This is a genomic window from Streptomyces sp. NBC_01017 (assembly GCF_045162795.1).
Lineage (GTDB): Bacteria > Actinomycetota > Actinomycetes > Streptomycetales > Streptomycetaceae > Streptomyces > Streptomyces machairae.
In genome coordinates, this window is sequence record NZ_CP108683.1 from 11,116,088 (window position 1) to 11,135,831 (window position 19,744).

A 19,744-nucleotide genomic window follows, 5' to 3' on the forward strand; every position below is an offset into this window, starting at 1 on the left:
GGACCTTGGCGGGCCGCTATGCCGCGGGGTCTTCTGCTGGCCGGTCTCATGCCTCTAGTACTGGCCGTGTGCGTGCTCGGTTGGGTCGGCTCAGGAAGCGGGCCCTCTCTGCTGGCCCCAGCCCCCGTGGCGAGTCACCGCGCGCGGACCACACTCATTGCCGAGGGCGGGGGTCCGACTCGCAGCCCGTCGCTGTCTCGCTCGGCGCCCACGCGCCTGCTCATCCCAAGCATCGGTGTGGACGCACCATTCACCGAACTGGCTATCGGCCGGTCCGGGCACCTGAAGGCTCCACCACCTGACGACACGAACCTGGTCGGCTGGTTCGCTGCTGGTCCGTCCCCGGGTGAGCGCGGCACCGCGATTGTCGCCGGCCATCTCGACACCAAGACCGCGCCCGCGGTTTTCGCCCGCCTCAGTACCCTGTCCCCGGGCCGAGAGATCAGCATCCGCCGCGCGGCGGGCACTACGGTGACGTTCGTCGTCGAAGCCATCGACAACTTCCCTCGGGACAATTTCCCGGACGATCGCGTCTACGCCGACACGCCCGACGCCCAATTGCGTCTGATCACCTGCGGCGGCAGTTACGACCACGCCAAGAAGCGGTACAACGAGAACACTGTGGTCTTCGCACGACTCAAGCCGCCGCCCGCAACGGTTAGGTGAGAGGAGCCCTCCCGCAGTGCGGTTCGCCACAGCGGACGCCTCTGCGAGCAACAAGTCAAGGTCACTACCTGCGGTCCGCCAGGACCTGTTGCGTCCCGGCGTTGTAGTAGCGCCGCTGGTCAGCCAGCCAGACCCCGAGCGGGAAGCCGGCCCCCGCCGCCTCGTTCTCGGGCATCACGTAGTCGTACGGCACCCGGAGCTGGTCGCCGCCGCTCTCGCGCAACCACTGGGTGGCCGCCTCGATCCCGCGCCGCCAGTAGGTGTTCTCCGGGTCGATCACTCGCAGGCTCACGAACTGTGCCAACAGGGCGGGTCGCGCGGTTCGCTGAAGCGCAGCAGACCCACACAGTGCCACCTCGACCGGGTACCGGTGGTTGCTGTACGACGGCACCACAGGTGACACGACGGCTTCCCTTCCCGGACACGGACACCCCGAAGATCATCCCATGCCCCATCCGGCAACGTGACAGAGTTGTGCTTCTGGTTCCCGCTCAGCTTCCGCGAGGTGGAGGAGCTCATGGTCGAGCGCGGGGTGTCGTCGTCTCCTACGAGACCGTGCGCCGCTGGTGTCTGAAGTTCGGCCAGGTCTACGCCGACTCGCTGCGCCGGTGGCGCCCGCAGCCCGGTGACACGTGGCACTTGGACGAGGTGTTCATCAAGGTCAACGGTGTGCAGAAGTACCTGTGGCGTGCCGTCGACCAGAACGGCAGCGTGCTCGACATCCTTGTTCAGAGCCGGCGTGACACGGCTGCGGCCGGGCGTTTCTTCCGCCTGCTCCTGAAGACGACCGGGCAGGTGCCGAGGGTGCTCGTCACCGACAGGCTCCGCTCCTACGATGCCGCCCACCGCGAGGTGATGCCCTCGGTGGAGCACCGCTTGCACAAGGGCTTGAACAATCGGGCGGAGAACTCCCACCAGCCCACCCGGCAGCGTGAACGCGTGATGAAAGGCTTCCGGTCCGTCGGATCAGCACAACGGTTCCGGACCGCGTTCACCAGGATCCCACCCCCACTTCCGACCCCACCGCCACCTCATGACAGCCGGCCGCCACCGCCTCGAAATGACCATCCGCTTCACCATCTGGAACCACATCACCGGCCGGCACGAGCCTGCTCGCCACGACCTGAACCACAGGCCGCCCCGCCCCCCGTCACGCCCTCAACCGATCACGCCCCCGACAACGTGACAGCACCTTGTACGGCTATAGCCTCTCGGTCGCACTGGTCAGGTCGAGGAGGCCGGTGGCGTCGATCTTGACTCCGCCGAGCCATACCGGCGTGCCTTGTGCTGTCGTCACGGCCAGGTCCCAGGTTCCGTCTTCCTGGTGGATCATGTAGTAGCTCGGATCACCGGTGCTTACGCGGTCCTCCAGGTCGGTTCCATCGGCGGGGAACAGGTACAGGGCCGGTTCGTCGGAGCCTGTCACGGAAACGGTCAGGACGAGGAAGCGGCCAACAGGTTGAGGGAAGGCGTCCCTCCACGGAGGCTCGTCTCCGTACGGCCTGTTACCGGCGTTGCCCAGTACGTATCCGGCGACCTCGAAGAGGTGGTCGGATTGGTCTTCATCCGCGGATTCATCGGACACTGACTCCTCGGCCAGCTCTGGCAGCTCTCTTCTTCTTTCCAGGGCGGTGACTACCTCCTCGCCTGCTATGTCGCGATCACCTTTCTTCGTGAAGTCCAGCCAAGTGAGAGAGGGGCTGTCTTGGTCCACGGGGAAGGGCGTTTTGCCCACCACCAAGAGGATACAATTCGCCGTGTTGACGGCCGGTTCTCTGTAAACGCGAGGATCGAAAGTGAAGTAGCGCTTATCGGGGCCTTCACCGATCTCGTAGACGGGGTGCCCTGTCAGGGTAGTTTTGGCTTTAGGGAGGCTAGTTGCCCACTTCTGCCACGTTGCCATGTCGACAAGCCTGGGGTCCTTTGCCGAGATGGGACCCAGCATACGGTCCTCAGCACCCTTCTCTTGTAGCATGAAGCAATTGTAGGATCCGGTCGGGATGGACGGTCCGCTGTAGTCAATTTGGTCCCAGGTCGCCTCAGACATTCTGTATCTGTATTCTCTTCCTTTGAGCGTCACCTTCCCAATTCCGGTGGCTGCAATGTACTCCCCTGTCGGCATGCCGAATATCCATAGCTGCCTGTTCGGCCTAATATCGACGGTCTCCGCTGTGACGTCGTTGTCTGCCGCATCGGGCTTGATGATCATGGTCTCGCCATCCACGGTCACCTTGACGATGTTGATGGCATTGAGTGGGCTGTCCACGGAGGGCAGTATTTCCGTGGTCCATATGAGGACGGTGTCTCTCACCACCAATTTGAGGACTTTTCCGTCCAGGGTGGCGGTGGGGATCTTCCTGATGAGTCTGTCCCACTCGTCCTTCGTTCTGAGGAGATCGGCCGGTATCTGTGTCGGATCGACGGCCTTCCTGTCGTGTCCGGGTGCTTTGAGAAGGAAGCACTCAGGGGTTCCCGTTCGAACCTTGGTGGCCATGGCGGCTTTGACGAAGTCGCTGTACCTTCCGCGGGCCACCAGGTACTGGACCCCGGCGAATGTGAAGGTGTATGTACCGTGCGGCAGTGATTTGAACGTCGGGGAGGGCAGAGAGTCCAGCCACAGCTTGCGCCTGTTGGTGCGGGTTGTGAGCATGAAGAAGTCGTCATTGCTCACGTCGAACACGTGGAGACCGTCCGGTTCCATGATTTTATACCAGTCCCCGTCGGAGAAATTCAGCTCCTCCGGCATTTTGGGCCATTTGCCAGTCCGGAGGATGCACATCCGTTCATTCTCCGTGTCCCCGACAACGATGAAGGCACCTTCACGTCTGGCTATCCGCAGTTCTTGAACTGCTCTCGAATTCTCTTTCCCGACATCTATGATCTGCCCGATCTTGCTTTTCGGGTTCACTGCAATGATTCGGCCATCGATCATCACCCGCACACAGTTGGTGAACTTCCTCATCTTGCCGGACTGGACCACCAGATCCGGAATTTTCTCCCGCGGTATCCGATACAGCTCTCCCTGCGGAGATCGCAACAGGCCGTCGGCGTACTCCCATTTAGGTAGCGCGATGATCTGCACATCCCTCTTTTCTGCTTTCATCCATGACTTCAGGCTTGCACGCTTGCAGATGTAAAGAACTCCACCAGGATGCTTCGCCAGAAAGAAATCTCCCTCGGCGATCAGCAAGGTTTCCTCGGCCCACACCAGGTCCTTGTTCATTTTGAATTTTGCGGGGAGGAACTTCGAAGCAGGGACAATGTAATCCGCATCGTAGACATGCACCTTCCACAGGCCGGGGACACCTTCAACCGGTGCGACAACTGGAGCAGTCTTCTCCAATTTTGCAAGGGTGCTCTTGATCCTCCTTATTTTGGCGAAGTATTCTCGCTGTTCGGATTCCGTGAGGTCTTTGACATTGAACGTGGATGCGTTGTATGCATTCTTGGCCGCCGCGTAAGCTTCGCGCATCCCTTGCATGGCGCTTTCCCAGTTCTGGGAGAAGGCTACGCATGTGCCGCGCATGTCTGCTTCTCGGAGGTTCAGCCAATCGTCCGCGGCTTCCTTCAGCTGGAAGGGGACATTGACTACCTTGCCCGCCGGGAAGACGTGAATTCGATGTCTCATGAATTCCTCTTCGCCGCCTTCGGGGGACGCATGCGCCTGGCCCGTCAGGATTTCCACAGAGATATGATAGTCCAGGCCCTCCGAAATATAGAAACTCCATTCCTTGTTTTTCGACTTATTTCTCTTCCATTCTCGATTTCCGATCATGATAGTCGGGGGGCTGGATTCCTTTATCGGTTTCTGTATCGGTTCCTGCGATGCGATTTCCATGCCGTCCCTCTCTCATGCCGTCACGATCGGACGACGTCACCCTCCATAAGACCAGCCGACCGCATACCGAGAAAGAAGCCAACAGGAAGCCAGCAAGACCCTCCCGCCTGCCCCCAGATGCCAGGGGTGTTCCAAGGGCGATGCGTTCTCAGGCTGTGAGTCGGGGCATGGCTGTTGCGTGCTGGGGCGTGACCGGTAGTGATCGGCTGCGGCGGCGATGTTGGTCCAGCCTGCTTGGCGTATGAGTCCGATGGCCAGGTTGTGCAGGGTGGCCATGGCGCGGGGTGCGGAGCCGGTGCGTATGCGCGAGGCGTCCTGGCCGAACGTCACGTCTCTGACGTGGTGCAGGGCCTCAACTGACCAGTGATTCTGGACGAGTTCGGCGAGTTGTGCCGGGCTGGCCTGTTCGGGCGGGAGGCTGGTGATGGCGTGGACGGTCTTCGTTTCGGCCTTGCCGGTCTTGCGGTGGGTGCGGCGGCGCTTGACCTCCATGGCCTGGACGGCGTGCGGGAAGAGCAGGCCGGGACGGACGGTGCAGACCTTCAGACGGCGGACCTCGCGGCGGCCGTGCCCGGCACCGGTGGTGCGGGCCTGCAGGGGAATCTGCTTCCAGGGCAGGCGCTGCAGCTGCTTGCGGAGCTTCTTCTGGTTTCCGTTGACCACCAGGACGTAGTGGCCGCCGGCGGCCATGGCGTGCTCGGCGTGGGCGCGCTGAGTGTGCATCGCATCGGCGGTGACGACGACGCCGCGCAGGTCGATCCGGTCCAGCAGTGGGGCGAGGGCGGGTATGTCGTTGCTCTTCGCGGTGATCTGGTGCTGGGCGATCACGGTCTGGCGGGCGTGGAACGCGGCGGTGAGCAGGTGGACGGCCGTGCCGTCGGTGCGGGATCCGCGCACGGCCGTGCCGGCGACGGCCAGGCCGGCCAGGGTGTCGCCGTCTTCGTCGACCGGGTCGGTGGCGTACCGGGCGAGCCGGGCGCCCACGGCGTCGTCCTGGGCGTCGCCGTTCAGGGCCGGGGAGGCGTCCCGGTGTGGAGGCGTTCGGCGTGCTGGAGGTCAGCCCGAGTTGTTCGCGCAGGCCGTAGTCGGTATCGGCGGCGAAGCGGGCGATGGCGGCCAGGGACGTGGCTCCGCCGAGGACGGCGACCAGGCACAGCGTGAGCAGGGAGCCCAGGCGTCCGCCTCTACCGTGATCAAAGCGCCTCCGGGCGCACCCGAACGGCACTCCCGGCTTCGCGACCAACGGCAACGGGAGGGCCGTTTCCCGATCAAGACATGGTCACCGTTCCCCTCGGCACCCCGGAGATCAACCCACCCGCAACGATCAGCCCATCATGCTCAACCGGAAAGGCACCGTCCTACCCCCGTCATGCTCATCCTGAGCGGCAATCAACAACGACCCCGGCGGCCTGACGGCCGCCGGGGTCGTTTCATCCCGTCCCGTCGACAACCAACACGTCGCCTTCGTGCACCTCTTCAGCGTCGCTCAAACCGGCGAGCTCTCGCGCCGGCCCGGACATCACTTCCCTACCCGTGCTGGGAGCTACGCCAGGGTGTCGGGGGTGCCCTCGGGCTGGGTGTCCGCGAACTCCCACCATGCGAGCGGCAGCCAGTCTCCGTCGACGAAGCCGTCGACGGAGCCTCCACTGCCCCGTATGGCCACCCGGGTCCCTTCCGGATAGGTCGTGCCGGACAGGCCGGATACCGGGACGAGGAGCGTGCCGAGACGTCGCGACAAGGTTCTGAATCCTTCCGGAATGGTGTGGAAAAGAGCTTTGCAGCCTCTAGATGCAAAGAATCTCATCATGCACCAGTCTGGAGTGTGAGCCAGGACACAGAAGACCGGTGAGCTGCAGGGCTGGGGACCTCCTCCCGACGGATGCAGCGGGTCCCTCGGCGCCTCCGTTCCCATCTGTGAGCGAACAGCCACATCCAGTGGAAGGTTTCGACATGAGAGCCGTCGTCTACAAGGGACCGTTCGAAGTCGCGATCGAGCAAGTGGAGGATCCTCGAATCCAGCACCCGAACGACGTGATCGTCCGCGTCACGTCCACCGCTATCTGCGGGTCGGACCTGCACATGTACGAGGGCCGCACGGCCGCCGAGCCGGGGATCGTGTTCGGCCACGAGAACCTCGGCGTCATCGAGGAGGCCGGTGACGGTGTGACGTCGCTCAGCCGCGGAGACCGCGTTGTCATGCCCTTCAACGTGGCCTGCGGCTTCTGCAAGAACTGCACAGCGGGCTTCACCGGCTTCTGCCTGACCGTGAACCCCGGTTTCGCTGGCGGTGCGTACGGCTACGTGGCGATGGGCCCCTTCGTGGGGGGCCAGGCCGAGTACGTACGGGTGCCGTACGCCGACTTCAACTGCCTGAAGCTCCCCGAGGGCACCGAGAAGGAAACCGACTTCGTCCTGCTGGCGGACATCTTCCCGACCGGCTACCACGGCAACGAGCTGGCCGATGTGCGCCCCGGTGACAGCGTCGCCGTGTACGGCGGCGGTCCGGTCGGTCTGATGGCCGCCTACTCGGCGATGCTGCGCGGCGCGAGCAAGGTGTTCGTGGTCGACCGGGTGGCCGAGCGGCTGCAGAAGGCCGAGGAGATCGGCGCTGTACCGATCGACTTCACCCAGGGCAACCCGGTGGAGCAGATCAAGGAGCAGACCGCGGGTGAAGGCACGGACAAGGGCATCGACGCCGTCGGCTACCAGGCCCAGGCGCGTGGCGAGGACCGCGAGGAACCGGCGACCGTACTGAACTCCCTCGTTGAGACGGTCCGGCCGACGGGCGCTCTCGGTGTGCCGGGCCTGTACGTCCCGCGCGACCCCGGCGGACCGGACGAGCAGGCGAAGCAGGGCATGCTGGTGGTCGCCATCGGGCGTCTGTTCGAAAAGGGGCTGCGTGTGGGCACCGGGCAGTGCAACGTCAAGCGCTACAACCGTCATCTGCGTGACATGATCATCGAGGACCGTGCGCAACCCAGCTTCGTCGTTTCGCATGAGCTGCCGCTCGACCAGGCGCCGTCGGCGTACGAAAAGTTCGACAAGCGGACGGAGGGCTACACCAAGGTCGTCCTGCACCCGCACGATTGAGGACGTCTGACACCGCCCTGCTCGGCAGCCGGCTGAGCCGTGGCCTGGACCGGACCAGCCGGTGGATGCCCTCGCCGGCTGCGGCCGGCCGGTTGCCGGCTGCCGGCCTTGGCGGAGACGGCCGACGTCGGCGAGCGCAAGGCCGATCGCTGACCACCACGGCGGGCCGGCCGCGAGGCACCCGCCGGGTGCTGTCACGTTGTCGGGGGCGTGATCGGTTGAGGGCGTGAGGGGCCGGGGCGCCACGAGTTTCCCGGACAGGCGTCTGACGGTCTCTTACGCGACGGATCTTCTCCCACAAGGTCGTCGACGTCTGCCGCAAGGCCGGCGCACGATTCTCCCTCGCGGTCGCGGTCACGAAGAAGATCCGTGAGGCCGTCGCGGGCATCGCCGAGGACGCCTGGACGCCGATCAAGTACACGGCCGCCGTATGGGACGCCGAGGAGGAACGCTGGATCTCCAACGCCGAGATCACCGAGGTCCCATTCACCGCGTTCACCAGCAAGAGGAAAGCGTTCCACGCCACCGCCCGGCTGATCGTGCGCCGGGTCAAGCGCCTGAACCCCAAGAGCGTGCCCGAGGGGCAGGCCGAGCTGTTCGGCGTCTGGCGCCACCACGTGATCTTCACCGACAGCCCGTTCCTCCTGGCCCAGGCCGAACCCTGCACCGCGAACACGCCCAGGTCGAGCAGGTCTTCGCCGACCTGGAAGACTCCGCCCTCGCCCATCTCCCCTCGGGGAAGTTCACCGCGAACGCCGCCTGGCTCACCCTCGCGGCCACCGCCTACGACCTCACCCGGGCCGCCGGCCACCTCGCCTCCGTCTTCCACGCCCGGGCGAGGACTGGCACCATCCGCCGCCACCTGATCAACATCCCCGCCCGGATCGCCACCGGCGCCCGCCGCCTCACCCTCCACCTGCCCGAACACTGGCGCTAGGAAGACGACTTCACCGACCTGTGGATCGCGACCGGCCAACGCATGCTCACCTGAACCACGTATTGCGACTGCCCGCCCACGACCAGGAAGACTCTCGGAGACCCCGCATCAGACGGCCACCCGGCACACCGTGCCGCCCGCACCCCGAACGATCACCCCGAACCCGCCCGAAGGCAGTGATCAGAATTCACGCGGTGGATCGAGGTTGAGACGACTCCGCACCTCATTCTGAAACGATCAGTAAGGCCCGTCCACGGGCTCAAGCCGCATAGACGAAGACTCCACGTTCCCAGGGCATTGCCAGCGGGCAGCTTCACCCTCACCGTCGTGGCCACTGACAAGGCGGGTCTCTGTGGACACCGTCGGACGTGGGCGATGTTGGCGATGTGTGATGGCTGCATACATCGCGTACTTGAGGGTGGTGGTGGAGATCTCTGTGACACAGATCGACCTGGACGATGAGGCACTGGCCGAGGCGATGCGCCTCATGGGCTCCACTACGAAGGAGGACACGGTCAACGCGGCCCTCCGGGACTACGCATGGCGCTGGGTGGACACCGCGCAGTACAAGCTCACGCAGCGGGGCCAGCACCGCACCGCGGGGGTCATCGATCTCCTGGTGTGTGCCACGGCAGTACACCACGGTCACGCGGTGCTCCATGTGGATAACGACGTCACTACTGTGGCGGCGGTCCTAAAGGAATTGCAGCAGCAGGACGCACGCGCCTGACGACGGCGACCTGCGGCAGAGCCCCACCGGCTACCAATAGTGCGAGACCGTCTCCTGCTGACGATGTTGTTCGTCTCCAGGGAGGGGAGTCGTCGTGTCGTCCGCGCCGCCGTCGTACAAGAACCACCGGTATCCGGCGGAGGCCATCGCTCACTGCCTGTGGCTGTGCTTCCGCTTCCCGCTCAGCTACCGCGAGGTCGAAGAACTGATGCTCGAACGCGGGGCGTCGGGCAGGTCGGGTACGGCTTCCGCTGGCTCACGAAAGGGGGCACTGTCAACTTTGACAGAGCCCCAGATGATCAAGAAGGAATGTTCCGGTCGAGGCCTGCCTGTAGCGCGCGCCACTCCGGCCCTTCGTTCGTGTATTCAAAGGCGCAGGTCGCAAATCTCCTTCTTGATCATCTGGCAGGCAGTCAAAGTTGACCATGCCAACCAGCCTGTGTTGTCCGCCGGTTGCCGCGCATTGCCCGGCATACGGCCCAGGCGGTGCACTGCGTTCGCCCGCTCGGTCAGGGCGGGCGCGAGGCCCGCGTGGGGCGGTCCTGGCCGTCGCCCGTTCCGCCTTCCCGTATCCCCGGCAGGCCGCCCGCATGATCCGTCGCCGCACCGCTGTGGCAGGGGGCATGCGTGCCCGCGAGAGGCGTCCAGGTGATCACCGGGGTGGCCTGTGGGCAGTGCCGTGCCGGCGGCATCGCCAACCGCGCCGGACGCGGCCCCGGGGACAGGACGGCGCTGTGCAACGCCGTCCTCAGCCACCACTGCTCCGGCGGCGCAGTGGTGGCACATGGCCACTGCCGTGCGCGACCTGTGCTGCGGGCTCGTTACCGGACCGTGCGGCCTCCTCGGCATCCCCGGGCCGGCCGGCACCTGCGTCAGCCGCCGCCGGCGGCAAGCTGGCCCTGGCTCACTGTTGCACCAGGCCGGCCGGGCGGTGGGGCGCCCGTCCGGCGTGGTGTGGGCGGGGTGTTATTCGGTGATCTTCAGGAGTTTGTTGGGTGTGCCTGCTCCGGGGTTGGTGATCTTGTCGGGGGTGGCGCCGTTGGTCAGGGCGGTGGCGACGTCTGCCGGGGTGGCGTCTTGGTGGCCGGCGAGGTAGACCGCGGCGGCGCCGGTGACGTGGGGGGCGGCCATGGAGGTGCCGGACAGGACCTTGGTGCCTTCGTCGCTGTCGTTCCAGGCGGAGGTGATGTCCGAGCCGGGCGCGTAGAGGTCCACGATCTCGCCGAAGTTGGAGAAGTCGGACTGGGTGTCGTCCTTGGTGGAGGAGGCGATGGTGAGGGCCTCCTGGACGCGGGCGGGGGAGCCCTGGCCGGCGTCGGTGGAGGCGTTGCCGGCGGCGACGGCGAAGGTGATGCCGGCGGTGATCGCCTTGCGGACGGCTTCGTCGAGGGCTTCGTCGGCGGGGCCCCCGAGGCTCATGTTGGCGACGGAGGGGCCCTGGTGGTGCTGGGTGACCCAGTCGATGCCGGCGACGACTTGTTCGGTGGTGCCGGAGCCGTTGTCGTTGAGGACGCGGACGGCGACGATCTTCGCCTTCTTGGCGATGCCGTGGGCGGCGCCGGCTATGGTGCCGGCGACGTGGGTGCCGTGGCCGTGGCCGTCGTCGGCGCTGTCGTCGTTGTCGATCGCGTCGAAGCCGTGTGCGGCGCGGCCTTCGAAGTCCTTGTGCGTGATGCGGACGCCGGTGTCGATCACGTAGGCGGTGACGCCCTCGCCGGCGGAGTCGGGGTAGGTGTATTTGCTGTCTCCGGCGGTGTCGGCCTGGTCGACGCGGTCCAGGCCCCAGGACGGCGGGTTCTGCTGCTCCGCGTTGATGGTGAACCTCTTGTTCTGCACGACCTTGGCGACGGCCGGGTCGGCGGCCAGGCGCCTGGCCTCGGTCTGCGACAGGCCGCCGGCCGAGAAGCCGTTGATGGCGGAGCGGTAGGTGCGCTTGAGCGTGCCGCCGTACTGGGTGGCCAGCTCCTGCTGGTCGGCCTTCTCGTCGAGCATGACGATGTAGCTGCCGGCGATGGCGCCGTCGGCGTTCGCTCCGTAGACCGTGCCCTGTGCCGGCGCCGCGGCGCCGGCAAAGGACGGGTACAGCAGGGTGCCGCCTGCGACCGCGGCGGCGGCGGTGAGGGTGGCGGTCAGTCTGATCCGGTTCGGGCGCTTGTGAGTTGCCATGAAGAGGGGTCTCCTCGCCAAGTTTTGTGGGGGGTTGAGCCATCAGCCGTAAAATCTGCGGTGATCTACGGCGGAGGCCGTAACTCATTGATGCGCACCGGCCCTGGAATTCATGTGCCCGGGCCCTGGCCGACGGGGGGTCAACGCGGGAACCGGACAGAACCCGGCCCGCCGCCGCGCCGCCGCCGCTCCTTCACAGATGAGAGTCTCTGGCGGAGAACACGTGAACCTTTGCCGAGTTGCGGTGTCGGACCCGACGGTCCGGGTACATAGGCGCGCTCGGCGCCCGCAGGCGTCAGCGTCCTGCGGGACTCAGGCGCCCGGCGGGGACACACCGCGAAGTGAAGCTGCTCGCCGGTATGCGAATCGGCTGGATTGGTCTGGGTGTTGGGTTTCCGCTTTGCTCAACTCTCCCTGATTTATACCCTCACAGGGGATGTGTCACCCGATGGGAGGGTGCGGGCCCGGATCTGCCGTCACATGCGTGGGAGGGCGTTGATGCCCCTATGGGTGTCAAGCGACGGCTCCGGCGGTGTCGGTGCTATTGGCTGAGGTGTTGCCTGGGACGATTGGGTCGGTAGATCTCTCGTGCGACGTAGCGTTTGATGCAGCGGATGATCTCTCGGCGTGTTTTGCCCTTGGTGAGAGGTCGCTGTGGGTAGTCCTGGGTGCGGCTGTCCCAGCGGAGACGGCTGAGTGTGATGCGGTAGAGGGCTGCGTTGGCCTGGCGGTCGCCTGTGCGGTTGAGTCGGCGTCTTTGGGTCTTGCCGGAGGACTGCTCGACCGGATTGGTGCCGCACAGGGCGGACGAGGCTTCGCTGGTGAGGCGATCGGGGTTGTCCCCGGCCGCGATCAGCGGGGCGGCGGCGCTGTCGGGGCCGCGCCGTACGCGTCGAGCAGACCGGGAGCACAGGCTTTCACCGTCTCGGCTATGCGCTTGTTGAGGTCGTCGATCTCTTCGGCCAGGTGCTGGATGCGGCGGGCGAGGAGCTTGAGGGTGTGGCGGGCTGCCGCGGCCGGCCCTGTGGTGGTCAGGTCGTCCAGTTCGGCGCATCGCTTGACCAGGTGAGGGTTGGTCAGGCCGGCCGGCGCCTCGCGCAGGGCGGGGTCGGCCGAGACCAGGACGCTCTTGAGCTGGTTGATGGCCTGGGTCTTGGACTTGACCGCTGATGCCTTGGCCAGTTTGAACAGTCGCAGTATCTCTGCCGGTCCGTCGCTCGTCTTCGCGGTCGCGGTGGCGCGTGCGGACAGCATGGCACGGGCGGCGGCCTCTGCATCGACGGCGTCGGTCTTGCCGTGGCGGCGCCGGGCGGCCTTGTCGGGCTGGTTGACCTCGGTCACCTCGATGCCTTCGGCACTCAGGTGACGGGTCGGTGCGGCTCCGTAGGAGCCGGTGCACTCAACGCCTGCCCGGCGCAGTATGCCCAACGGGCGGGCCCAGGCGACGAGCTGGCGGTAGCCGTCGGTGGTCGCCGGGAAGCTGCGGCCGTCCAGGGTCGCGCCGAGCACGGTGACCACGGCTGCCGCGTGGACGTCCTTGTGGGTGTCGACGCTGGGCAGGACGTCCTCCGCGGCGTCGGCCGGGGTGTGACATGGTGCACTGGGGTGCGTGATGCTGGGCAAGGTCGCCTGTCTCCTGATCGCCTCGGGAATCGGTGGCCGGCCGCCGGGGCGGGGAGGTCAAGACTGTGACGGTGCCTGTCGCGAAGGCCCCTAATCCGTGGTGAAGGTCGTTCCAAAGGACCGCAGTTGGGCCTCTGGGATGTCTGGCGTGACGGACGCCTGTAAGGCCCCTGGCTGACGAGGCCTCCCGATAGAGCGGCGCCGTCACGGTGGTGGGTTTCACGGGGCATGCGGACGCCGGGCAGACGCCTGAGAATCTCCCGGCCGGGAGGCCTCACGAGAGAGCGGCGCGGTTCCGGCGTCTTCACGTCCCGTGAAACCCACCAGCGCATGCCGTCCGTTGTCGTCGTGGCGCGAGCCCGCCGCAGGGCGACCTCTTGTCCACCTCCTCGAGCCGCGAGCTCTGGCGCAGACAGAGGCCCCTGGGGTGCGCTGGTGTAGCGAACGGCTACCGAGATGGCGGACCGATCGAGTCCTGGGATTAGGACGCCGCGTGACCCGCATGAGCTCGTGAACTGGGAAAACAAGTCGAGGATGGGAGAACGTGTGACTGTGTTCTGCGGGATCGACTGGGCAGAGAGGCATCACGACGTCGTGCTGGTCGACGAGGCCGGCGAACTACTGGCCAAGCGGCGGATCAGCGATGACGCGGCCGGCTACCGGATGCTGCTGGAGCTTTTGGCCGAACACGGTGACAGCCCTGAGTCGCCGATACCGGTGGCCATCGAGACCAGTCGTGGCCTGCTCGTAGCAGTCCTGCGGACCGGCAGCCGCAAGGTCTTCGCGATCAACCCTCTCGCCGCCTCCCGCTACCGCGACCGCCACGGTGTGTCCCGCAAGAAGTCAGACCCGGGCGATGCTCTCGTGCTGGCGAACATCCTGCGCACCGACATGGCTGTTCACCGGCCGCTGCCAGCGGACTCCGACCAGGTCCAGGCAATCGCGGTGCTGGCTCGGGCTCAGCAGGACGCGGTCTGGAACCGCCAGCAGATCGGCAACCAGATCCGCTCCCTGCTGCGCGAGTACTACCCCGCTGCTCTGGAAGCCTTCCTGGCCAAGCAGGGCGGACTGGCCCGCGAGGAAGCCCGCATCATCCTTGCCAAGGCGCCAACACCGGCGGAAGGCTCGCGGCTGTCTCTGAGCCAGCTGCGCTCCGCCCTCAAACGCGCCGGCCGCGTCCGCGGCCTTGAGGAAGAAGCTGCCCGTCTGCGTGGTGTCTTGCGGGCCGAGTACGCCCACCAGCCCGCGGCTGTCGAGAACGCCTTCGGCAGGCAACTTCTCGCTCTGCTGAAGCAGTTCGAGGCAGCCTGCCAGGCCAGTGACGACCTTGCCGAAGCAGTTGATGCCAACTTTCACAAGCATCCCGATGCCGAAATACTCCTGAGCTTCCCAGGGCTCGGTGTCCAGCTCGCCGCACGTGTTCTCGCCGAGACCGGCGACGACCGCAACCGCTTCTGCGACGCCCGCGGACTGAAGGCATACGCCGGATCCGCACCGATCACCCGCGCCTCCGGCAAGAAACACCACGTGGGACGCCGCATGGTCAAGAACAACCGACTCCACCACGCCGGCTATCTGAGGGCTTTCTCCTCCCTGCGCTCATCTCCTGGAGCTCAGGCCCACTACCGTCACCGACGCGACGTCGGCGACTGGCATGCACAAGCTCAGCGACACCTGTTCAATCGCCTGCTCGGACAGCTGTTCCACTGCCTCCAAAAGCGAGTGCTCTTCGACGAGGAACGTGCCTTCAACTTTCCAGTGCCCTCGTCAACGGCAGCTGCCGCTTGACTTCTTCAGATCCCGAGATGTCTATCGGGACACGTCCCCTGCCCGGCGGCAGCAGGTACCACTCCGAGCACGCGGCCGACAGATCAACACCAAGGCACAAGGCCAGTCACGTTGCGGGTCAGGCCACCGCCCGAAGCGGCACCCCACCATCCCGGCGCGTCCGGTGGTGTGCATGGACGAGAAGCCCTACCAGCTCCTCACCCATGTCCGCGACCCCCTCCCGGCCCGGCCCGGCCGCGACGCGTGCCAGGACAGCGAGTACATCCGCTGCGGCACCTGCTCCGTCTTCGTATGGACCGAACCCCTGCGCGGATGGCGTCGAGTTCAGGCACTGACCCGGCGGACCCGGATCGACTGGGCCCGCCAGGTCAAGCAGCTACTGACGGTGGACCACCCCGACGCCGCGACCGTGGTGCTGGTGATGGACAACCTCAACACCCACACCATCGCCTCCCTGTACGAGGCATTCGAACCACAAGAGGCCTTCGCCCCGGCCCAGCGCCTCGAGATCCACCACACACCCAAACACGGCTCCTGGCTCAACTTCGCCGAGATCGAACTCTCCGCGCTGACCCGGCAATGCCTCGACCGCCGGATCGGCGACCTCGACACACTCAACACCGAACTCTCGGCCTGGCAGAACGCCACCAACACCGACCAACGCCAAGTGGACTGGCAGTTCACCACCCATGACGCACGCATCAAACTGCGCCACCTTTATCCCAAGAATTAGCCACGACAGTCTACTAGTGCCCCATGTGGCCAGCATCAACGACCACGGGACCTCTGATCCGCAGGTAGAACCCCGTTCCACAGGCCCGCGTCGGTACTCGGCGGAGTGCAAAGCAAGAATCCTGGTCGAGTACGAGCCGCTCGACCGGCAGGGCAAGGGAGCCCTGCTCCGCCGGGAGGGCCTGTACTCGTCACTGATCACAACCTGGCGCCAGCAGCGCGACCGCGGGGCGAAGACGGCGCTCGCCGCGCCGGCAGGGAGGCCGAAGGCCGACCCACGGGACAAGGAGATCGCACGGCTGTGGGCTGGTGGGAGTTCTCGGCCCGGCTGTTCAAGCCCTTGCGCGAGCGGTGCCCGACCGAGGGCATCACCTCCCGGTGCGCAGCCCCGTAGGAGCGGAGCTTGTCGGTGACGATCACCCGGGGCACCTGCCCGGTGGTGGTGAGGAGCCGGCGGAAGAACCTGCTGGCAGCGGCTGGTTCTGGACGAGGATGTCGAGGACGTTTCCGTCGGTGTCAACAGCCCGCCACAGGCACTTCTGCACGCCGTTGATCTTGATGAAGACCTCGTCCACGCCGCGCCTCCATCCGGGCTATCGGCTCTCGCGCCTCCCACACCTCACACCCCACAGCCTCCAGCCTATACAAAAACGCCACACCACCCACCAATGGACGAATGGGAAACACCACATGCGATACGCGCGCACCGCACTCGCCGCCGCCGCCACCGCATTCCTGGCCCTCACCACCCTCAACGGCACCGCACACGCCAACGACGACCACGGCAACGGTGACACCAACACGAACTGCACCATCAAGAACACCGGCGACCACAACACCGGCGCCTGCGGCAACATCAGTTACGGCGACAACGCCATCACCGGCAACGGACGTGGGGCAGGTTCTGCGCCCGCGCCTCTTGTTATGCATCCGTTCTTCGTAAACGGCAGCCTCTCCGCCCAGACGGTTTTGACTTTGCAGAGCGCGTCTGGTTGCACCGTCGCTCCACCTAACGGCTCGCCACTCACCCAGGAGCACGCATTCGTTGTCACCTTCAACTTCGCGAGTGACACCAACTGCCAAGCTCAGTACTCCGTCAACGACGCGCCATCTGGGGAAAATCTGGGCGTACTCACTGTAAATATGCAGGTGGGCGAAACGTTCGGGGTTGACATCATCACCTGCAGTTCCACCACCGCTAGAGTTTCCTGCACTGGAGGCGGAACCTTTCGGAACGCCATCACAGTGAGTGACTAGTGGCTCTGGGTCTGTCCAGCCAACAGCTCTGCCAAGATTTTCGTAGGCATTGATCGGGGCTGCGTGCGCTCGTGACGGATCGTCAATCTGGTTGCAGGCTGGGGGTGTGTATGAGGTCGAGTTGGAGAAACCCCAGCCGGATGACCTCAATCGTCAAAGCCATCCTCACCCTCGAAACTCACCGCTGAACAAGCTCAGTGAACCTCTTTCATCCTGAATAGTCGCAGGTCAGCAGCGTGTGGATGGCTTGGACGGTGCGGCTGACGCGGCGGGTGGAACAGCGCGCCTGGCGGAGGATCCGCCAATGCTTGAGTTGGGCGAAGGCCCGTTCGCCGGGTGCTCGGAGACGGGCGTGATCACGGTTGAACTGTTGGTAGTGCGGTGGTTGTTCGCGGTGGTGGTAGTACGGGGTGCGGACGGTGGCGCCGGCGCCTTGGTAGGCGCCGTCCGCGAGCACAAGGATTTGTCGGGTGAGGCAGGCCTGGACGATGCCGTGGGCACGGGCCGCGGTCAGATCGTGCGTCCTGGCAGCGCGCGGGAGAACCACAGCGGTGCGCCATCACCACGTGCGATGACCTGTACGTTCATGCCGTGCTTGCGGTGCTTTTGTGAGTCGTACGGCTCGTCCGCTTTGACGCGGTCGGTCGGGATCAGGGTGCCATCGGCGAGGACGAAATCGCCCTCGCCGAGCCCGACCAGGGCTTCGCGCAGACCCGGCGCCCAGGCTGCCAGGACGTCCAAGGTTTCGTCCACGTACCGCCAGGCCGTTGTCTCCGAGACTCCAAACCTGGCTCCGACCTGCGCATACGTCTCGTTCTTGCGTAGGTGGGCGAGTGCAAGAAGGGCCTGCTTGAAGCAACCCAGTTTGCGCCAGGGCGAGTTGATCTCCTGGCGGTGTTCATAAAGCAGCCAGGCGACATGCTCGACGAGTTCGTGCGGGACATCGAGCGTGGCAGAATACGGAACCAACGAAGCCTCCGTCGGCGGCGTGATGCGTGAGAACACCACATCAACGACGGAGGCTTCGTCATGTTCCGATCAGCATCTCTGACCCGCGGTTTCACCCTTCAAGGACCAGGATGAAAGGGGTTCACTGAGCCGTTTTCATCCTGTCTCTGGGGGGGTGAACTGGCAGGTCAGTGGGGGTGGGTAACGAGACGAGGCCCCTGGTCGTTGCGGTGGTGTTCTCTACGCACCACGCATCGCCCGAGGAGCCTCGCTTGGTCCCGTATCGTGCCATGGTCGACGTACCGCATGAGTTGGTTGAGCACGTTTCCTGGCTCATCTACGCACGAAGGTGTGAACGCCGTACGAGGTGGCCGAAGCTGGGCTGCTTCAAGCGGGCCTTGCTCGCCCTGGTGCACCTGCGTAAGAACGAGACGATAACCGCGCCGGCGGCAGGCTTCGGTGTCTCGGCAGCCACTGCGTGGCGCTACGTCGACGAGACCCTGGACGTCCTTGCGGCCTGGGCGCCGGGCCTGCAGGAAGCCCTGGCCGGGCTGGGCGAGGGCGACTTCGTCATCGTCGACGGCACCTTGATCGCCACCGACCGCGTCCACGCGGACGAGCCGTACTACTCCCAAAAGCACAAGCAGCACGGCATGAACGTCCAGGTGATCGCACGTCCCGACGGCACACCGCTCTGGTTCTCCCGGGCCACGCCAGGACGCACCCACGACCTGACCGCCGCCCGTGCTCACGGCATCATCCAAGCCTGCCTCACGAGACAGATCCTGATCCTGGCGGACCGCGCCCACCAGGGCGCCGGCGCCACCGTCCGCACCCCATACAAGAACCACCGCGAACAACCCGCGCGCTACCAGGAGTTCAACCGCGATCACGCCCGGCTGAGGGCGCCGGGCGAACGCGCCTTCGCACAGCTGAAGTCCTGGCGACTGCTCCGGCGGGCCAGATGCTCCACCCGCCGCATCGGCACCATCGTCCAAGCCGTCCACACGCTGATGACCTGCAGCTATTCAGGATGAAAACGGCTCAGTGAGCCGACGCATGGATCGGGAAATGTTGGTGATGTATTCTTCTATATACATCATCAACATTCTAGGGGTGCTGTATGTCTGTGACCCAGATCGACATCGATGACGATGCCTTGGAGCGGGCCATGGCTCTGGCTAACGTCCGGACCAAGAAAGAGGCCGTCAACCTCGCTCTTGTCTTCTACGCCGAGCGACAGGAGCGTGCGGCGCGCATCCGCCGTCACTTCGAGCGTGCGCGTGAGTGGGGAGCCGTCGAGGACGCCGAGCATCTGCACCGAGCGGAGAAGCAGAGCCGGTGATCTACCTGCTTGACACCTCCGGCCTCGTCAGACTGCTCCGCGATCCGAGACTGCAGTCGGCCTGGTACGACGCGATCGATGCCGGGGCCATCGCATCCTGCTACGTGCAACGCGCCGAGTTTCTGTACAGCGCCCGAGACGGTCGCGAGTACGACGAGATCGCGGAGATGTTCTCCGACCTCTACCTCGATGTCGCGGTTCCGAAGAACGCGGGGCGTTGGATCAGTGCGGTCCAATACCGAATGGCCCGGGCCGGGGAGCATCGCAGCGCCTCGGCAGTGGATCTCGTCATCGCCGCTACCGCCGCCCACCACGGCCTGGCTGTCCTCCACGACGACGCCGACTACGGCACAGTCGCCCGGCACGCGTCCGACCTGGCGGAGCACAACATCCACAACGTCGTCTGAAAGGTCGTTTTCTCCCGTTGTTTCATCCCGGAATCTGCTGTTTGGTCTGCGGTGTCGGGTCGCGCCGGGAGATGACGTTCCCGCTGGTGGGACGGCGGGCCATGAGGTCGGTCATGGCGATGTGGATCATGGCTTCGGAGCGGACGGACAGGGTCTCGTACTATTCCGCGCTTCGAGTTATCCCGAGCTGACACCGACCGTGCAGGTCAGCGGAGTT

General features: G+C 65.4%; 17 protein-coding genes and 4 pseudogenes. 12 read left to right on the forward strand and 9 right to left on the reverse strand.

The genetic code is table 11. The features are described 5' to 3' along the window. Window positions 1-48 precede the first annotated feature (48 nt). Window positions 49-666 carry a class F sortase gene (locus OG331_RS51000; protein WP_406210864.1) on the forward strand — a complete coding sequence of 206 codons (618 nt, stop codon included), beginning with the start codon at window positions 49-51 and terminating at the stop codon, window positions 664-666. Window positions 667-730: 64 nt separating this feature from the next. Here OG331_RS51000 and OG331_RS51005 read toward each other — a convergent pair whose 3' ends face one another. After that, window positions 731-958, reverse strand: a complete 228-nt coding sequence (locus tag OG331_RS51005) for a helicase associated domain-containing protein (protein WP_406190784.1) — start codon at window positions 956-958, stop codon at window positions 731-733. Window positions 959-1,183: 225 nt separating this feature from the next. Here OG331_RS51005 and OG331_RS51010 point away from each other — a divergent pair. Beyond that, window positions 1,184-1,765 (forward strand): annotated as a pseudogene (locus tag OG331_RS51010) (IS6 family transposase); the annotation flags it as partial. Window positions 1,766-1,867: 102 nt separating this feature from the next. Here the strand turns inward: OG331_RS51010 and OG331_RS51015 are convergent. From OG331_RS51015 to OG331_RS51025, 3 genes are all read right to left on the reverse strand, one after another. Continuing rightward, entirely contained in the window at window positions 1,868-4,504 is a 2,637-nt protein-coding gene (locus tag OG331_RS51015; RefSeq protein WP_406190781.1) for a hypothetical protein, read from the reverse strand. A 36-nt stretch (window positions 4,505-4,540) separates the two neighbouring features. Then, on the reverse strand, window positions 4,541-5,488 hold the full coding sequence (locus OG331_RS51020; protein WP_406190779.1) for an ISAs1 family transposase: 948 nt from the start codon (window positions 5,486-5,488) through the stop codon (window positions 4,541-4,543). A 559-nt stretch (window positions 5,489-6,047) separates the two neighbouring features. After that, window positions 6,048-6,242 carry a hypothetical protein gene (locus OG331_RS51025; RefSeq protein WP_274817529.1) on the reverse strand — a complete coding sequence of 65 codons (195 nt, stop codon included), beginning with the start codon at window positions 6,240-6,242 and terminating at the stop codon, window positions 6,048-6,050. A 212-nt stretch (window positions 6,243-6,454) separates the two neighbouring features. On the opposite strand from OG331_RS51025, the gene OG331_RS51030 reads away from it, so the two are divergent. From OG331_RS51030 to OG331_RS51045, 4 genes and pseudogenes are all read left to right on the forward strand, one after another. Continuing rightward, window positions 6,455-7,594 (forward strand): glutathione-independent formaldehyde dehydrogenase, encoded by a 1,140-nt coding sequence (locus OG331_RS51030; RefSeq protein ID WP_406190775.1) that lies wholly within the window; start codon window positions 6,455-6,457, stop codon window positions 7,592-7,594. Window positions 7,595-8,024: 430 nt separating this feature from the next. Next, the gene (locus tag OG331_RS51035; RefSeq protein WP_406190772.1) at window positions 8,025-8,531 is read left to right on the forward strand and encodes a transposase; all 507 of its coding nucleotides are present in this window, start codon (window positions 8,025-8,027) and stop codon (window positions 8,529-8,531) included. 334 nt (window positions 8,532-8,865) lie between these two features. Continuing rightward, window positions 8,866-9,261 (forward strand): type II toxin-antitoxin system VapB family antitoxin, encoded by a 396-nt coding sequence (locus tag OG331_RS51040; protein ID WP_406209578.1) that lies wholly within the window; start codon window positions 8,866-8,868, stop codon window positions 9,259-9,261. 94 nt (window positions 9,262-9,355) lie between these two features. After that, window positions 9,356-9,484: pseudogene (locus OG331_RS51045) on the forward strand (IS6 family transposase); the annotation flags it as partial. A gap of 743 nt (window positions 9,485-10,227) precedes the next feature. On the opposite strand, the gene OG331_RS51050 reads toward OG331_RS51045, so the two are convergent. From OG331_RS51050 to OG331_RS51060, 3 genes are all read right to left on the reverse strand, one after another. Continuing rightward, window positions 10,228-11,427 (reverse strand): S8 family peptidase, encoded by a 1,200-nt coding sequence (locus OG331_RS51050; RefSeq protein ID WP_406190769.1) that lies wholly within the window; start codon window positions 11,425-11,427, stop codon window positions 10,228-10,230. Between the two features lie 541 nt (window positions 11,428-11,968). Beyond that, the gene (locus OG331_RS51055) at window positions 11,969-12,340 is read right to left on the reverse strand and encodes a transposase (protein WP_406210868.1); all 372 of its coding nucleotides are present in this window, start codon (window positions 12,338-12,340) and stop codon (window positions 11,969-11,971) included. After that, entirely contained in the window at window positions 12,280-13,050 is a 771-nt protein-coding gene (locus tag OG331_RS51060; protein WP_406190767.1) for a transposase, read from the reverse strand. Before OG331_RS51060 ends, OG331_RS51055 begins: the two co-directional genes overlap by 61 nt. Window positions 13,051-13,584: 534 nt before the next feature. Here OG331_RS51060 and OG331_RS51065 point away from each other — a divergent pair. Together OG331_RS51065 and OG331_RS51070 are read left to right on the forward strand one after the other, a co-directional pair. After that, window positions 13,585-14,838 carry an IS110 family transposase gene (locus OG331_RS51065; RefSeq protein ID WP_406209572.1) on the forward strand — a complete coding sequence of 418 codons (1,254 nt, stop codon included), beginning with the start codon at window positions 13,585-13,587 and terminating at the stop codon, window positions 14,836-14,838. After that, entirely contained in the window at window positions 14,792-15,571 is a 780-nt protein-coding gene (locus tag OG331_RS51070) for an IS630 family transposase (protein WP_406190765.1), read from the forward strand. Before OG331_RS51065 ends, OG331_RS51070 begins: the two co-directional genes overlap by 47 nt. A gap of 290 nt (window positions 15,572-15,861) precedes the next feature. On the opposite strand, the pseudogene OG331_RS51075 reads toward OG331_RS51070, so the two are convergent. Then, window positions 15,862-16,145: pseudogene (locus tag OG331_RS51075) on the reverse strand (DDE-type integrase/transposase/recombinase); the annotation flags it as partial. A gap of 115 nt (window positions 16,146-16,260) precedes the next feature. On the opposite strand from OG331_RS51075, the gene OG331_RS51080 reads away from it, so the two are divergent. Further along, window positions 16,261-16,827, forward strand: a complete 567-nt coding sequence (locus OG331_RS51080) for a hypothetical protein (protein ID WP_406190762.1) — start codon at window positions 16,261-16,263, stop codon at window positions 16,825-16,827. 208 nt (window positions 16,828-17,035) lie between these two features. Here OG331_RS51080 and OG331_RS51085 read toward each other — a convergent pair. After that, a pseudogene (locus tag OG331_RS51085) lies at window positions 17,036-17,835 on the reverse strand (transposase family protein). Window positions 17,836-18,065: 230 nt separating this feature from the next. Here OG331_RS51085 and OG331_RS51090 point away from each other — a divergent pair. The 3 genes from OG331_RS51090 to OG331_RS51100 all read left to right on the forward strand — a co-directional run bounded on the left by OG331_RS51090 (window position 18,066) and on the right by OG331_RS51100 (window position 19,527). Beyond that, on the forward strand, window positions 18,066-18,812 hold the full coding sequence (locus OG331_RS51090) for a transposase family protein (protein WP_406209570.1): 747 nt from the start codon (window positions 18,066-18,068) through the stop codon (window positions 18,810-18,812). Window positions 18,813-18,898: 86 nt separating this feature from the next. After that, window positions 18,899-19,120 (forward strand): type II toxin-antitoxin system VapB family antitoxin, encoded by a 222-nt coding sequence (locus OG331_RS51095; protein ID WP_406190760.1) that lies wholly within the window; start codon window positions 18,899-18,901, stop codon window positions 19,118-19,120. Continuing rightward, on the forward strand, window positions 19,117-19,527 hold the full coding sequence (locus OG331_RS51100) for a PIN domain-containing protein (protein WP_406190757.1): 411 nt from the start codon (window positions 19,117-19,119) through the stop codon (window positions 19,525-19,527). Before OG331_RS51095 ends, OG331_RS51100 begins: the two co-directional genes overlap by 4 nt. Window positions 19,528-19,744 lie beyond the last annotated feature (217 nt).